Genomic DNA, 15,190 nt, shown 5'->3' on the forward strand with positions numbered 1-15,190 from the left:
GTTCAATGAGTGATTGCGTGGTGACACAGCGCTACAGAAGATGCCGGAGTGGCCGGTCCCGGACCATGAGGGCGGCCCGCTTGGCGGGCAGGTCGACCTCGGCGGAGAACCGGAAGCCGGCGGTCAGGAAAGCGGCGACGGAGGGGGTGTTGCGAATGTCGGGTTCCGCGATGACGCGCGCGCAGGAGGGACGCCGCGCGAGAACGAGATCGGCGACGGCCCTGAGCAGGAGACTCCCGAGACCTCGCCCGCGGTGGGTGACGCCACCGACCAGGAGGTGGAGTCCCGTGTCATGGGGCCGGGCGGGATAGTGACGGGCCAGCGGGTCAAGGTCCGCTCGGTAGATCTCCCAGTAGCTCATCGGCGCTCCGCCCAGCACGCCGACGCACGGCACGCTGCGGCCGTCACCGGCGAGTTGAGCCCGCAGGTGGTCCTCGGTCACGCCGGGCGGCCCTGACAGTTCCCAGAACTCCGCGGCGGCAGGGTCGTTCATCCATCGGCTGATGAGCGGCAGGTCCCGTTCGAGGCGCACGGGGACGAGGTGGAACACGCCCGCAGGGGTATCGGTCGGACCCCAGTCGGCCACGTGGTCCAAGAGGTCGTCGTACGGCATGCGGGAGCCTGCACGGGGTCCGCCGAGGGAGGCGGGCACAGCTGTGCGATGCCGGCCGTACTCCCGTTCCGCCCCCGCGGCGTCGGGGGTCTCCGCCGCGACCAGGGCGAGGAACTCGTCCGTCAGCTGGAGGTCCATGGTGTCCTCGTTGGATCCCCCGTCGTCGGAACCCCCGCTTGTGGCCCTGCCGGGATCCTGCTCGACGCCGAAGCCAGGAGCGCGACAGGGCTGGTCCCGGAACCCGGGCTCATCGCCGGGGCGGGCCTCGGTCTCGGCGGCGACGCCTCCGGCACGGGCCTCGGTCTCGGCGGTGGCGACGCCTCCGGCACGGGCGACCGCGCCGGGAAGGGCAACCGCGCCCGGTGGCACAGCCACAGCAGCCGGATCGGCCGCATCCGGAGGGATGGCGTTGCCGGCGGGGACAGCGTGGCCAGCAGGGACCGCGTTGCCGGGGAGGGCAGCGTTGCCCGACTGGACAGCATGGCCGGCGGGGTCGGCGCCGCCGGCAGGGGAGGACGGATCGGCGGAGGGCACCACACGCTCCTCTCAGAAAGGTGGATGGGGCATGTCCTCTAGGAATGAAGGAGGTCGGTCATGGTCAGCGGAGGTCAGGCGGATCCGCAGTGCAGGGGGTTGGCGATGGTGACGTAGACGGACTGGGTGTCGACCGGGCCCACGAGTTCGTCGAGACCATGCAGCCGGGTGAGCAAGTTGGCCTTGCAGCGCAACACAGGCGAGTCCAGCAGCAGGGCGGGGAGGGAGGTGCGCAGCCGGGTCGGCCCAGCGGCGAGGCTTCCGAGGAAGCGTCGGAAGGCGGCGAGCAGCAGCCGCTCGTCCGCCAGCCCTTGTGAACCGAAGGCGCCGACGAGGCCGAATACGTTGTTGACGCCCAGGTAGTAGGCGAGGCGCTCGTCGGCGATCTCGTCCCGGACGAAGGTGTCGCTCCGCTGCCCGATGCCGGGCAGTCGGCCGTCGAGCTCCGCGCGTCCGGATTCGCGGAAGTAGTAGCCCTGGTTGTCGCGGTAGCGGCCCCCCGTGGGCCAGCCCTCGCCGTCCAGCAGGACGAGGGTGTTCTGTTGATGCGCCTCCAGGGCGATGCCTGCCTCGCCGTCCAGCCAGAGGACGGGACGGACGACGTGCTCCAGATAGCGCAGGAACCACTCGGCGGAGACCGCTCCGCGAGGCCGGCCGGTGCGACGGGCGATGCCGGTGACGACCTCGGCGAGCCGGGACCTGAAGACCAGGGCGTGATCCTGGTGCGCGCGCCGCTCCGAAGCCGTATCCGGCCGGGCGTGCCAAGAGGGGCGCTGCGAGACGAGTCCAGCTACGCAGGAGACATCGTCCGAGGCGCTGAACGGGTTGTGGCGGATCACCACGTCCAGTCCGGGCACCGGAACGCCGTCGGGCCCGTCCACGGCGATCCAGGACGGGTCGCGCACGATGTCGAAGCCCGGGTGCGCGGCCCGCCACTGCTGTCCGAGGCCGCCGCGAAGCAGGCGGTGGACTTCGACGCCGCGGTGGAGCTCTTTGCGCAAGTGCTCTCGACGGGAGTTGGTGATGCGGAGCCCCAGGGACAGCTTCAACATCGCGGGGGCGCCGGACCGGTACACGGTGCGTACGGAGGAGGTGGGGTGCCAGGGTGCCCCGTGGGGGCCCAGGTCGCGGAGTTGCCCGTCGTCCAGCAGGGCGGCGGCTTCGGGACGGTGGCGGATCTCGCGGGCCTGCCAGGGGTGCAGGGGCAGCAGCGCGTGGCCGTCGGGCAGCGGCAGTCCGGGCCCGGCCAGGCGGGCGGTGAGACGGGAGGCCGAGACCGGACAGCCGCGTTCGGTCCAGCAGGAGTCGGTGGCGAGGGCGGAGGGGGCGACAGCCATCCAGTGCAGGGGGAAGGAACCGCGCAGTTCGGGTGAGTACCGCCGGGCTTCGGACTCGGCGAGGCCTTCGCGGCTCTTGGGTGTGGGGTGCAGAGGGTGCCCGAGGAGAAGTGCCTGTTCGGCGGCGAGGAAGAGGTCGGGGATGTCGGCAGGGTGTTCCCGGCGGTCGCTGACGAAGGTGGTGACGCGGCGCAGGGAGTCGGCGACTCCCGCGACGAGAGCGGCACCGTTGTCGCCGTCCGGCGCGACGCTGCCGGCCATGGCGCCGGGGGTGCCGGGGGTGCCGGGGGTGCCGGGGGTGCCCGCGAGGGCAGAGCCGACGGTCGGGCTCTCCCTGGCGAGCAGCGCTGCGACCAGGACGGCGTCGGCCGGCGGGGCGTCGTCGGGAGCGTCGGCCAGGCGCGGGAGTCCGAAGCGATGCCAGCCTGCCGGGGACCAGTGGACAACCGGGGCGAGGAGGGACGTGCCGCTGGCGGGGAGGGGGATGCGGAGGATGTTGTCGAGGGGGGCGGCCTGGCCGGTCTCCCGGACCCAGCAGCGCAGCAGCGTTTCGACGGCTGCCGACTGCGCGACGAGATGGGGAGAGGGGTGACACAGGAGGTCAGTGGCAGGGTCGCCTGCCCTCCCCGGTCCGAGTCCTACTGCTCCGGGCCTCTGACGAGGCACCGTGGGTGCCGCCGACGCCTCGGGCTGTCGAGTGTCGTCGGAGGTGCCTGCCCACGTCGGGGCGTGGCCGTCGGGCTCGGGGGTGGCGTTCAAGGCGGATACCTCGGGCTGTGGTGCGGATCGTCTGGACGGGGGCGGGCGGAGCGGGAACGAAGGCGGCGAGATCAGGGTTCGTGGCGTGCGGCAGGACCCTGCTGTCCTCGCTGCGTTCGCTGTTCCCGCCGCCCCCGCCGCGTCCGCTGCACTGGGGTGCTCACCTCGCTCCGAGACGCCGCCCGGGACGCCGCCCGGATCGCGTCGGTGAGGCGGTCCAGTACGGCGTCCGCCTGTTCGTCGGTCACCGTCAGGGGCGGGAGCAGGCGTACGACGTTGGCGTGGCGGCCGGCGAGTCCGACGATGAGTCCGCGCCGTAAGCACTCCCGCTGGACCACCGCGGCCAGTTCATCCGCATCCGAATCGTCGGTCGGCGGCTCGGGCGTCTGCGGCTCAGGGGTTCTCGGCTCAGGGGCCTGGAGCTCATCGGTCGAGCGTTCGTTGACCGCCGAGGCCGGGTTCTTCAACTCGACTCCCAGCATCAGTCCTCTTCCCCGCACGTCGGCCACGCCGTCGAACTCGTCGCTCAGGAGGCGCAGTTGCCGCAGCATCCGTGCGCCGAGGGCCGCCGCACGTTCGGCGAGTCGGTGCTCGCGGACGTGGGCGAGGGTCGCCGTGCCTGCGGCCATGGCGAGTTGGTTGCCGCGGAAGGCGCCGGTGGGGGCGGCGAGTTCGCCGGGGTCGAGGTCGTCGCGGTACACCACGACGGCCAAGGGCAGGCTGCCACCGACGGCCTCGGAGAGGATCATGACGTCCGGTGTCACGCCGCTGTGCTGCACCGCCCAGAAAGTGCCGGTGCGCCCGACGCCGGTCTGCGTCTCGTCGGCGATGAGTGGTACGGATCGGTCGGCCGTGAGCTGCCGGACACGCCGCAACCAGGCGTCCGGCGCGGGAATGACCCCGTCCTCGCCCTGGACGGGTTCGACGATCACCCCGGAGGGGAGTCGAGCAGCACAAGCCCCCGTCCGGGCCGCGGCTTCAGCCCTGATCCCCGTCCCGGGGACAGCCTCGAACAGGTCGGAGCAGTCCTGCGGATAGGCCAGGCGGGTCGTCATCGCGTCACCGCCGACGAGGCCGGTCGGACCGGTTGCCGCGCTGACCAGTTCGCGGGCCGTCCGCAGCGCGTCGGTGGCGCTAGGGCCGCAGAAGCGCACACGTGCCCGGTCGGCGAGTCCGGGGGGCAGGGTGCGGAACAGTTCGGTGACGAAGGCGTCCTTGACGGGTGTCGCCAGGTCGAGGGCGTTGAGGGGCGCACCGGAGTCGAGGACCTTGCGGATGGCTTCCAGGACGACGGGGTGGTTGTGCCCGAGGGCGAGGGCACCGGCCCCGGAGAGGCAGTCCAGATAGCGGCGGCCGTCCGCGCCCTCGATCGTCATGCCCCGGGCCCGCACCGGCACGATGGGCAGGGCCCGGGGGTAGGTCCGGGCCGCGGGCTCCCGAGCGGGTTGGCGACGCGGGGAGCTCCCCTGGCCGGTGCGCATCTTCGAGGTGCAGTCCGCCGCTCCCGCAGCGCGACCCTCGGCACCCGGCTTGCCGCCGTCGGCTCCGGGCTGGCCACCCTCGGCCCCCGACTTGCCACCGTCGACTCCCGGCTCGCCCGCGCGCGTCGTGTCGTCGGCGCCCCGTGCGATGTCGTCGACGGGGGCGCCGGAACCGGAGAGGGCCTTCACCTCCGCATGCCCCACAGCGGCCTCCTCCGACGCACGGCCCCCAAGGGCGGATTCCGCCACGACTTCCCTGACCTCCACTGGGCACGGGCACAGGGGGCCGCGGACAGCAGACTCCCCACCGCTACCAACCCCGGACCGCTCACCGGGTTACGGGTTGCCTCAAGATCCTTTCCGTGACGGAACTGTTGCTGTTCCGTCGGGCCTCCCCCACAGCCACCGCATAGTGTGTGGTGCCGTTCCCGGACGCGGTGAGCCGCCCCGAAGTCCCCGTGCTGCAGCGGAGAACGAGGGCCGAAGCTCCGGTTCGTCCACGTTCGTCATCACAGGGGGAGTCAGATCATGCGATCCATCCGGCCGTCGTCCACCGCACGCCGAGGGGGGAGGGCGCGCCGCAGGAACTCCCCCGTGCTGGCCGCCGTCGCCCTCGCCTCGGCGCTCGCGCTGACCGCCACCGCCTGCGAGTCGGGTGACGCCGCGGCGGGCGGGGAGGCCTCCGCGTCCGCCACCGCCTCAGACGACGGCAAGCTGCGGATCCCGGACGACATCAGGGACCGGCTCCGCGAGCACGGGATCGACATCGACAAGTGGAAGAACGGGGCCTGGCGGAACTGGGACCGGGACGACTGGCTGCGCGAGGCGCACGAGTACGTCAACCCGATCATCGAGGGACTCTGGAACCCGGACCGGATGCGGGAGGCGGAGGAGCCCGACCAGGGCGTCGACGAGGGCGACCTCTCCGGCGACCAGGGCGTCACCGACCCCACGCCGCGGCCGGTGCGGGCCCAGGCCGTGCCGCCGTCGTACCACGCCGCCGCGCCCACGGCCGGCAAGGTGTTCTTCGACTCCCCGAAGGGCTCGGCCGTCTGCTCGGCGACCGTGGTGAAGGACCCGGCGCACCCGGGCAAGTCCAACCTGGTGTGGACGGCGGGCCACTGTGTGCACGCCGGCAAGAAGGGCGGCTGGTACCGCAACATCGCGTTCGTGCCGTCGTACAACGACGCCGGCCAGTCGGTCCAGGAGCTGGAGGACGCCACGCGCCAGGACGTCGCTCCCTACGGTGTCTGGTGGGGCGACTGGGCGCAGACCTCGGACCAGTGGATCGAGCAGGGCGGTTCGACGGGCGGGGACGGCGCACCGTACGACTTCGCCGTCATCCATGTGACGCCGGAGAAGGGCAGTGGCGGCAAGTCGCTGGAGGAGATGGTCGGTTCGGCGCTTCCGGTCGACTTCAAGGCGCCCGCCGTGCCGCAGGTCGAGAGCATCACGGCGACCGGTTACCCGGCGGCGCCGCCGTACGACGGGCAGAAGCTGTACCGGTGCCAGGACCGGCCGGGGCGGCTGTCGCTCACGGCGTCGGACCCGACGATGTACCGGATCGGCTGCACCATGACCGGCGGTGCCTCGGGCGGCGGTTGGGTGGCGACCGGCTCGGACGGCCGGCCGGCCCTGGTGTCCAACACCTCGATCGGCCCGGTGACGTCGGGCTGGCTGGCCGGGCCGCGCCTGGGCGAGGTGGCCAAGGGCGTGTTCGACTCGGTCAGCGAGAAGTTCGCGGGCCAGTAGGCCGGGGCGACCGGGTGCCGGGCCGTGTCCGGCGGCCGCCCTGCACGGAACTGCACCACCCTGCACGGCGATCACCGCACCACGCTCACCGCACCACGATCACCGCGCCGAACCACTCCCCACCGCACCGCACTGCGGCGCATCACACATGAACCGCACCACACGCAGCACCACATACACACGCACCAACGGGGGTCATCGCACCATGCGTTCCACACGTACGCCCGCATCGAGGCGCGGGCGGCGCACCGTCCTCGCCGCCACCGGGCTCGTCGCCGCCCTGGCACTCACCGCCACCGCTTGCGGCGGTTCGGCGGACTCGGCGAGCGACAAGCCCGACGCCACCGCCTCCCGGGCGGCCGACGCCGGCGGCAAGGTCGAGATCCCGGCCGATCTGGCTGGCAAGCTCAAGGAACACGGGATCGACGTCGACAAGTGGAAGGACGGCGGCTGGAAGGACTGGGACCGGGACCAGTGGCTCAGTGAGGCCAAGGACTTCGTCAACCCGGTGATCGAGGGCCTCTGGAAGCCGGAGCGCATGCAGTCCGCGCAGGAGGCGAACAAGACGGTCACCACCAAGGACGCCACGGCCGGCCAGGGCGTCAGCGACCCGGAGCCGGCGCCCGTCGGCGCGCAGGCCGAGAAGACGCCGTACCACCGCAACGCGGCACCGGTCGGCAAGGTCTTCTTCGACTCCCCGGACGGCCCGGCGGTCTGCTCCGGCACGGTGATCAAGGACGTCAACCACCCGGGCAAGTCCAATTTGGTGTGGACGGCGGGCCACTGCGTGCACACCGGCGGGAACGGCGGCTGGTACCGCAACATCGTGTTCGTCCCGGCCTACAACGACCTCGGCAAGTCCGACGCCGAGCTGACCAACGCGAACCCGACCGAGATCGCCCCGTACGGCAACTGGTGGGCGGGCTGGGCCTCGACCTCGAACCAGTGGATCCGGGGCGGCTCGGCATCGGGCGGCGACGGGGCCGCGTACGACTACGCCGTGCTGCACGTGAAGCCCGAGCAGGGGGCGAGGTCCCTGGAGGAGACGGTCGGGGCCGCGCTCGACGTGGACTTCTCCGCCCCCTCGGCGGCCGAGGCGGCCAAGATGGGCGCCTGGGGCTACCCGGCCGCGCCGCCCTACAACGGCCTGAAGATGTTCAAGTGCGTCGACGTGCCCGGCCGGTTCTCGCTCAGCCCGAGTCTGCCGACGATGTACCGCATCGGCTGCACCATGACCGGTGGTTCGTCGGGCGGCGGCTGGTTCCGGGTGCTGAACGGCAAGTCCGTGCTGGTCTCCAACACCTCGATCGGCCCGGCGGACAACACCTGGCTGGCGGGTCCGCAGCTGGGCCGGGACGCCGAGGCGCTCTACCAGAGCATGAGCAAGGCCTACGGCGGGCGCTGACCCGTACGGCACGAAGAAGGCCCCTCCCCGAGCAGTTCGGGGAGGGGCCTCTTCGACGGCCGGGACCGGTCGGCAACCGGGAGTGGTCGGCGCCCGGTGCCGGGAGGTGCGGCGGACCGGTCAGGCGAGCGGTGCCGGGACGTACGGCGCGAGCTCCGCCGCCAGTTCCTCGTGCACCCGCACCTTGAGCAGCGTGCCCTCCGGGGTGTGCTCCTCGGAGATGACATCGCCCTCGTCGTGGGCGCGGGCGACCAGCTTGCCGTGCGTGTAGGGCACGAGCGCCTCGACCTCGACCGAGGGACGCGGCAGCTCGTTGTCGATGAGCGCCAGCAGTTCCTCGATGCCCTGGCCGGTGCGGGCCGAGACGGCCATGGACCGCTTCTCGACACGCAGCAGCCGCTGCAGCGTCAACGGGTCGGCCGCGTCCGCCTTGTTGATCACGACGATCTCGGGCACGCCGGTGGCGCCGACGTCCCTGATCACCTCGCGCACGGCGGCCAGCTGCTCCTCCGGGTTCGGGTGCGAGCCGTCCACCACGTGCAGGATCAGGTCGGACTCGCCGACCTCCTCCATCGTGGAGCGGAACGCCTCGACCAGGTGGTGCGGCAGGTGGCGCACGAAGCCGACGGTGTCGGCCAGCGTGTACAGCCGCCCGCTCGGGGTCTCGGCCCGGCGCACGGTCGGGTCGAGGGTCGCGAACAGGGCGTTCTCGACCAGGACGCCCGCGCCCGTGAGGCGGTTGAGCAGCGAGGACTTTCCGGCGTTGGTGTAGCCCGCGATGGCCACGGACGGCACCTTGTGGCGCTTGCGCTCCTGGCGCTTGATCTCGCGGCCGGTCTTCATCTCCGCGATCTCACGGCGCATCTTCGCCATCTTCTCGCGGATCCGCCGCCGGTCCGTTTCGATCTTGGTCTCACCGGGACCACGGGTGGCGAGGCCGCCGCCCTTGCCGCCGCCCATCTGCCGGGACAGCGACTGACCCCAGCCTCGCAGCCTCGGCAGCATGTACTGCATCTGCGCGAGCGCGACCTGCGCCTTGCCCTCTCGGGACTTGGCGTGCTGGGCGAAGATGTCCAGGATCAGGGCCGTACGGTCGATGACCTTGACCTTGACGACGTCTTCGAGGTGGATGAGCTGGCCCGGGCTGAGCTCACCGTCGCAGATGACGGTGTCCGCACCGGACTCGAGGACGATGTCCCGCAGCTCCTCGGCCTTGCCGGAGCCGATGTACGTGGCCGCGTCGGGCTTGTCGCGGCGCTGGATCACGCCGTCGAGCACCAGCGCGCCCGCGGTCTCGGCGAGGGCGGCGAGCTCCGCGAGGGAGTTCTCCGCGTCCTGCGCGGTTCCCGAGGTCCAGACGCCGACGAGCACGACCCGCTCCAGGCGGAGCTGACGGTACTCGACCTCGGTGACGTCCTCGAGCTCTGTGGAGAGCCCCGCCACGCGGCGCAGGGCCGCGCGCTCGGAGCGGTCGAACTGGTCGCCGTCCCGCTCTCCGTCGATCTCGAGGCTCCAGGCGACGTCCTCTTCCATCAGGGCATCGGCCCGAAGACCCTCGGGGTGGCTGTGCGCGAATCGCTTCGTGTCCTGGGAAGGGGAAGAAGAGGAGGTCATTGGATCCTTACGTAGGTGGGAAACCGTTGTCGGCGACGGAGAGCCGGGGCTGGTCCGTCACTGTGCACAACGCGTGGGCACTCCGGGAGATTCCCGGCGTCCCGCGCCGTGCCGCACCGACCTGAAGATGGTCGCACGGCACGGGGCGTCTCGTCACCGTGTTATCGCGCGCCCGCCGCCGCGGGCGAAGCCGCTACCACCGGAGCGCCCGCCGTCACCGACGCGGCCGGGTCCGAGGGTGCGGCGGCGGGTTTCGCGGCCGTCTCCGGCTTCCAGTCCGGGTGCCCCGGCATCGGCGGGGTCTTCTCGCCGTACAGCCAGCCCTGGAAGAACGTGTCCAGGTCGCGTCCGGCGATCTCGGCGGCGAGCCGGACGAAGTCCCGGGTGCTCGCCGTGCCGTCCTGGTGGCGGGTGACCCATGCGCGCTGCAGGCGTTCGAAGGCCGGGCGGCCGATCTCCTGACGCAGGGCGTACAGGACGAGCGCGGCGCCGTCGTAGACGTTGGGCCGGAAGATGTCGGTCTTGTCGCCGGGCCGTGGTGCCTTGGGGGCGGCGGGCGGTCCGCCGGACGCGCGCCAGCGGTCGGAGGCGCCGTAGGCGAGTCGCATCCGGTCCCGCATCGGCTTGCCGGCCTGTTCCTCGGCGTAGAGCGCCTCGTACCAGGTGGCGTGTCCCTCGTTGAGCCACAGGTCGGACCAGGTGCGGGGGGTGACGCTGTCGCCGAACCACTGGTGCGCCAGTTCGTGGACCATGATCGATTCGACGTACCAGGCGGGGTACCCGGGCTCGGTGAACAGCTCACGCTCGAAGAGGGAGAGCGTCTGGGTCTCCAGTTCGAAGCCGGTGGAGGCGTCGGCCGCGAGCACGCCGTACGTCTCGAAGGGGTAGCGGCCGACCTTGTCCTCCATCCAGGCGATCTGGGCGGGGGTCTTCTCCAGCCAGGGCTCCAGTGCCTCGCGGTAGCGGGTGGGGACGACGTCCCGTACGGGCAGGCCGTGGGGGCCGGTGCGGTGCAGCACCGTGGAGCGGCCGATGGAGACCTGGGTGAGTTCGGTGGCCATGGGGTGCCGCGTGCGGTACGTCCAGGTGGTCGTCCCGCCGGACCGGTCCACCCCTGCGGGGAGACCGTTGGCCACGGCTGTGTGGCCGTCGGGCGCGGTGACCCGGATGGTGAACATGGCCTTGTCGGAGGGGTGGTCGTTGCAGGGGAACACGAGGTGCGCGGCGTCGGCCTGGTTGGCCATGGCGAGGCCGTCGCCGGTGCGCACCCAGCCGCCCTCGCGCCCCTCGGCGGGGACGGGGTCGCTGGTGTGGCGGACGGTGATCCGCATCCAGTTGCCGTCCGACACGGAGTCCTCGGGCGTGATCACCAGGTCTTCGCCTGCGGCGCGGAACCGGGCGGGTTCCCCGTCCACCTCCACGGAGTCGACCTTGCCGTGGGCGAAGTCCAGGTTGATCCGGTCCAGGTCGGCGGTGGTCCAGGCGTCGATGGTGGTGACGGCCCGCAGCGGCTCGCTGTTCGTGCCGGGATAGGTGAAGGACAGGTCGTAGGCGGCGACGTCGTAGCCGGGGTTGCCCAGGTACGGGAAGAGGCGGTCGCCGACGCCGAGCGGGACGGCGGGGGCGCTCGCGGCGACGAGGCACACCGAGACGGCCGAGGCGAGCAGGGCGGCGGTCGTCCGCCGGCGGGTGGGGGAAGCGGGCGTGAGGGGCATGCCTCACGGCTATCAGCGGGCGCCCGCGGGGCACGGGCGACGCGCGTCCGGCCCACCCGAACCGGGGACCGGCGCCTGCGCCGCCTGCCGCCCCGGACGTCTGGCACGGCCCGAGGTGCCCTGCGGCGGTCTCAGGCGCCCTGCGGCTGCGGCTGTGCCCGGCTCACGTCGTACACGCCTGCCACGTTGCGCATGGCGCGCATCAGGGCGGGCAGGTGGGCCGCGTCCGGGAGCTGCACGGTGTAGGTGTGCCGGACCTGCTGCTGGGTCGGGGGCTCGACGGTCGCGGAGACGATCTCGGCCCCTTCGAGGGCCATGGCCTCCGTGAGGTCGGCGAGCAGATGGGGCCGGACGAACGATTCGGCGACCAGCGTGACGCGGCACTCGGTGGTGTCACCCCAGCGCACGCCGATCTCCTCACGCCCCCCGTCCGTCATCCGCGCCACCACGGGACACTCGACGCGATGGACCGTGACCACTCCCCCGCGCACGGCGAAGCCGGTGATCTCGTCGGGGGGTACGGGCGTGCAGCACCGGGCGAGCCGTACGGTCGCGCCCGGCAGGTCCGTGAGGACGTCGCCGCCGGCGGGGCGGGAGGCGGGCCGCTCGCCGGCGGACACCGCCGACGCGCCCGTGCCGGGCGGGCCGCCGACGGGCCGGAGCGCGGTCGCTCGGTCGGCGGCCGCCCGGTCGGCGGCCGCGCGGTCGGCGCTCGGACGGTCGGCGGTCGAGGGCTCGTGGCCCGGACGGTCCCCGGCCGGACGGTCGTGAGCCGCACGGTCCACGGTCGGGCGGTCCACGGTCGGGCGGCCGCCGCTCCGGCGGTGCGCGGAGGGCCCCTCGGCCTCCGCGGTCCGGGCCTCGCTCGCCTGGGCCTCGGCCTGGACCGGATGGGCGGCCAGCCATCGCTGGATGGCGATGCGGGCCGTGGGCGTGTGGGCGTGCTCCAGCCACTCCCGGGAGGGCTCGGAGGCGGGGTCCTGTCCCATGAGCAGTTCGACGGTGTCGCCGTCCCTCAGCACGGTGGACAGCGTCGCCAGCCGGCCGTTGACCCGGGCGCCGATGCAGGCGTGCGCGTCCTCGCCGTACTGCGCGTACGCGGCGTCCACGCAGGTGGCGCCCTCGGGCAGGCCCAGTGTGCCGCCGTCGGGCCGGAAGACGGTGATCTCGCGGTCCTGGGCGAGGTCCTCGCGCAGGGTCGACCAGAACTGGTCGGGGTCGGGTGCCGCCTCCTGCCAGTCGAGAAGCCGGGAGAGCCAGCCGGGGCGGGTGGGGTCGACGCGCTCGCCGTCGGCCGGGTCGTCGGGGGCGGGGGCGTAGGGGTTGCCGAGGGCGACGACGCCGGCCTCGGCGACCTTGTGCATCTGGTGGGTGCGGATGAGGACTTCGACGACCTGGCCGTCCTCGCGGGCGACGGCCGTGTGCAGCGACTGGTAGAGGTTGAACTTCGGTACGGCGATGAAATCCTTGAACTCCGAGACCACCGGCGTCATACAGGTGTGGAGTTCGCCGAGGACGCCGTAGCAGTCGGCGTCCTCGTTCACCAGGACCAGCACGCGGCCGAAGTCGGAGCCGCGGAGCCGGCCGCGTTTGCGCGAGACGCGGTGCACGGAGACGAAGTGGCGGGGCCGGATGAGGACTTCGGCCGGGATGCCCGCCTCGCGCAGCACGGCGCGCACCTCGTCGGCGACCTCGGCGAGCGGGTCGTCGGCGCGGTCGGCGTTGCGGACGATCAGTTCCCTGGTGTGCGCGTACTCCTCGGGGTGCAGGATCGCGAAGACCAGGTCCTCCAGTTCCGTCTTGAGCGCCTGGACGCCGAGCCGTTCGGCGAGCGGGATGAGGACGTCACGTGTCACCTTCGCGATGCGCTCCTGCTTCTCGGGGCGCATGACGCCGAGGGTGCGCATGTTGTGCAGCCGGTCGGCGAGTTTGATCGACATGACGCGGACGTCGTTGCCGGTGGCGACGAGCATCTTGCGGAACGTCTCGGGCTCGGCGGCGGCGCCGTAGTCGACCTTCTCCAGCTTGGTGACGCCGTCGACGAGGTAGCGCACCTCCTCGCCGAACTGCTCCCCCACCTGATCGAGCGTCACCTCCGTGTCCTCGACGGTGTCGTGGAGCAGGGAGGCGGTCAACGTCGTCGTCTCGGCGCCGAGTTCGGCGAGGATCAGGGTCACGGCGAGCGGGTGCGTGATGTACGGCTCGCCGCTCTTGCGCATCTGGCCGCGGTGCGAGGACTCGGCCAGGACGTAGGCGCGCCGCAGGGGTTCGAGGTCCGCGTCGGGGTGGTGCGCGCGGTGGGCCTCGACGACGTGGCTGATCGCGTCGGGCAGCCGGTCGCGGGCGGCGGGGCCGAGCAGCGCGGCTCTGCCCAGGCGGCGCAGGTCGAGCCGGGGGCGGGCCTTTCTGCGCGGCGCTGCCGGCGTCACCGGCACCGAGGCCGCGCCCGGCATCGGGCCTGGGGTCACGGGATTCGTGGCCTCCGCACTCATGGGCACCTCCGGCTGCGTCAACCGGCGGACGGGGTGCCCCAGGGCGGACACGGCTCAGGGGGCGGCTTCGGTCCCCCGTCCGGGCCGGTGCTTGATGCTATCGAGCCCACCACGCGTGGCTGACCGCCTCTCGCCGAGCGTGAAACTGATCACCCATTCGAGGGACGAATGCGAGGTTTGCACCCCGTGTCGAGTGACCCCGGTGGTGATGTTCCCGCCAAGTGGCTGATTCCGCGCGGCGGTTTCGGGTCGGCCCGGCTCCCGCGCGGCGGCCGGCGCGGAGGCTCACCCCCGCGGGACGGCCGTCAGCCAGTCCGCGTCGATCTCGCCCTCGGCCACGATCACGGCCGGGCCGGTCATCTCGATCTCACCGTCGGGCCGCTCGGTGATCACGAGGGTGCCGCCGGGGACGTCCACGGTGTAGGTGACCGGCGTGCCGGTGACCGTGGGGTCGGCGCCGTCGCGGCGCGCGGCGGCCACGGCGACGGCGCACGCGCCCGTGCCGCAGGAGCGGGTCTCCCCGGAGCCGCGTTCGTGCACGCGCATCCCGACGTGCCGCGGGCCGCGGTCGACGACGAACTCGACGTTCACCCCGTCCGGATAGACGGAGGCCGGGCTGAAGGGCGGCGGGGCGTTCAGGTCGCCGGCGTGCGCCAGGTCGTCGACGAAGGCGACCGCGTGCGGGTTGCCCATGTTGACGTTCCGCGCGGGCCAGCTGCGCTCGCCGACGCTCACGGTGACCTCGTCCTCGGGGAGGAGCGCCCTGCCCATGCCGACGGTGACGTCACCGTCCTTGGCGAGGTGCACGGTCTTCACACCACCGCGGGTGGCGACCGCGAGGTCCCCTTCGGTCACGTGCCCGGCGCGCTGGAGGTAGCGCGCGAAGACCCGTACGCCGTTGCCGCACATCTCAGCGATCGAGCCGTCGCCGTTGCGGTAGTCCATGAACCACTCCGCCTCGGACGCCATGCTCGCGGCCTCGGGGTGCGCGGCGGAGCGCACCACGTGCAGCAGTCCGTCACCGCCGATGCCCGCGCGGCGGTCGCACAGGGCGGCGACCGCGGCCGGGGGCAGGTCGATGGCGTTCTCGGGGTCCGGCACGATCACGAAGTCGTTCTCGGTGCCGTGGCCCTTGAGGAAGGGGATCCGCGTGCTCATGCCCTCGATCGTACGGCGCGCTCCGCGGGGAGGGCGGAGCGGATCCGTCGGGGGTGTGCGGGTGCTCCGGGCGCCGGCACGGCCTCGCCGCCGACGGGGTGCGGAGCCCCGGGGGACGGGGGCCTACCGGGGGTGCGAGGGCCTCCCAGGGGGACGGGGTCTCCCGGGGGTGCGAGGGCCTAACGGGGGTGCGAGGGCCTCCCGGGGTGCTTGTGCCTTGCGGGGTGCTGGCGTTTCGCGGGGTGCCGACGCTTGTCAGGGTGCTGGTGCTTCCCGGGTGCTGGTGCTTCCCGGGGTGCTGCGTGGCCTGCCGCGCGGATTTCCGCGCCT

At 72.6% G+C, this 15,190-nt stretch carries 9 protein-coding genes; 2 read left to right on the forward strand and 7 right to left on the reverse strand.

Going from position 1 to position 15,190, the window contains the following annotated elements; translation table 11 throughout:
- Window positions 1-31: 31 nt before the first annotated feature.
- The 3 genes from ACF07N_RS20290 to ACF07N_RS20300 all read right to left on the reverse strand — a co-directional run bounded on the left by ACF07N_RS20290 (window position 32) and on the right by ACF07N_RS20300 (window position 4,724).
- Window positions 32-988: a GNAT family N-acetyltransferase gene (locus ACF07N_RS20290; protein ID WP_392114709.1), complete on the reverse strand. Its 957-nt coding sequence runs from the start codon at window positions 986-988 to the stop codon at window positions 32-34.
- A 233-nt stretch (window positions 989-1,221) separates the two neighbouring features.
- A complete protein-coding gene (locus ACF07N_RS20295; protein WP_392114712.1) occupies window positions 1,222-3,243 on the reverse strand; it encodes an IucA/IucC family protein in 2,022 nt (673 codons plus the stop codon).
- 71 nt (window positions 3,244-3,314) lie between these two features.
- Window positions 3,315-4,724, reverse strand: coding sequence for an aminotransferase class III-fold pyridoxal phosphate-dependent enzyme (locus ACF07N_RS20300; RefSeq protein WP_392114843.1), 1,410 nt, complete (start codon window positions 4,722-4,724; stop codon window positions 3,315-3,317).
- Between the two features lie 528 nt (window positions 4,725-5,252).
- Between ACF07N_RS20300 and ACF07N_RS20305 the strand changes: the two genes are divergently transcribed.
- Both ACF07N_RS20305 and ACF07N_RS20310 read left to right on the forward strand, forming a co-directional pair.
- Window positions 5,253-6,476 (forward strand): trypsin-like serine peptidase, encoded by a 1,224-nt coding sequence (locus ACF07N_RS20305; RefSeq protein WP_392114715.1) that lies wholly within the window; start codon window positions 5,253-5,255, stop codon window positions 6,474-6,476.
- 205 nt (window positions 6,477-6,681) lie between these two features.
- Window positions 6,682-7,881: a trypsin-like serine peptidase gene (locus ACF07N_RS20310; protein WP_392114718.1), complete on the forward strand. Its 1,200-nt coding sequence runs from the start codon at window positions 6,682-6,684 to the stop codon at window positions 7,879-7,881.
- A gap of 120 nt (window positions 7,882-8,001) precedes the next feature.
- Here ACF07N_RS20310 and hflX read toward each other — a convergent pair whose 3' ends face one another.
- From hflX to dapF, 4 genes are all read right to left on the reverse strand, one after another.
- On the reverse strand, window positions 8,002-9,495 hold the full coding sequence (gene hflX, locus ACF07N_RS20315; RefSeq protein WP_383330803.1) for a GTPase HflX: 1,494 nt from the start codon (window positions 9,493-9,495) through the stop codon (window positions 8,002-8,004).
- Window positions 9,496-9,656: 161 nt separating this feature from the next.
- On the reverse strand, window positions 9,657-11,210 hold the full coding sequence (locus tag ACF07N_RS20320; RefSeq protein WP_392114721.1) for a M1 family metallopeptidase: 1,554 nt from the start codon (window positions 11,208-11,210) through the stop codon (window positions 9,657-9,659).
- A 131-nt stretch (window positions 11,211-11,341) separates the two neighbouring features.
- A complete protein-coding gene (locus ACF07N_RS20325; protein WP_392114724.1) occupies window positions 11,342-13,702 on the reverse strand; it encodes a RelA/SpoT family protein in 2,361 nt (786 codons plus the stop codon).
- Window positions 13,703-13,987: 285 nt separating this feature from the next.
- Window positions 13,988-14,860, reverse strand: a complete 873-nt coding sequence (dapF, locus tag ACF07N_RS20330) for a diaminopimelate epimerase (protein WP_392114727.1) — start codon at window positions 14,858-14,860, stop codon at window positions 13,988-13,990.
- Window positions 14,861-15,190: the final 330 nt, after the last annotated feature.

Source organism: Streptomyces sp. NPDC015242, from assembly GCF_043079125.1.
Taxonomy (GTDB): Bacteria; Actinomycetota; Actinomycetes; order Streptomycetales; family Streptomycetaceae; genus Streptomyces.

Excerpts from the sequence above, each read along its gene's own strand:
- ACF07N_RS20305 (WP_392114715.1), top strand. The coding sequence starts at position 5,253 with ATGCGATCCATCCGGCCGTCGTCCACCGCACGCCGAGGGGGGAGGGCG.
- ACF07N_RS20310 (WP_392114718.1), top strand. The coding sequence starts at position 6,682 with ATGCGTTCCACACGTACGCCCGCATCGAGGCGCGGGCGGCGCACCGTC.
- ACF07N_RS20325 (WP_392114724.1), bottom strand. The coding sequence starts at position 13,702 with ATGAGTGCGGAGGCCACGAATCCCGTGACCCCAGGCCCGATGCCGGGC.
- ACF07N_RS20300 (WP_392114843.1), bottom strand. The coding sequence starts at position 4,724 with ATGCGCACCGGCCAGGGGAGCTCCCCGCGTCGCCAACCCGCTCGGGAG.
- hflX (WP_383330803.1), bottom strand. The coding sequence starts at position 9,495 with ATGACCTCCTCTTCTTCCCCTTCCCAGGACACGAAGCGATTCGCGCAC.
- dapF (WP_392114727.1), bottom strand. The coding sequence starts at position 14,860 with ATGAGCACGCGGATCCCCTTCCTCAAGGGCCACGGCACCGAGAACGAC.
- ACF07N_RS20320 (WP_392114721.1), bottom strand. The coding sequence starts at position 11,210 with ATGCCCCTCACGCCCGCTTCCCCCACCCGCCGGCGGACGACCGCCGCC.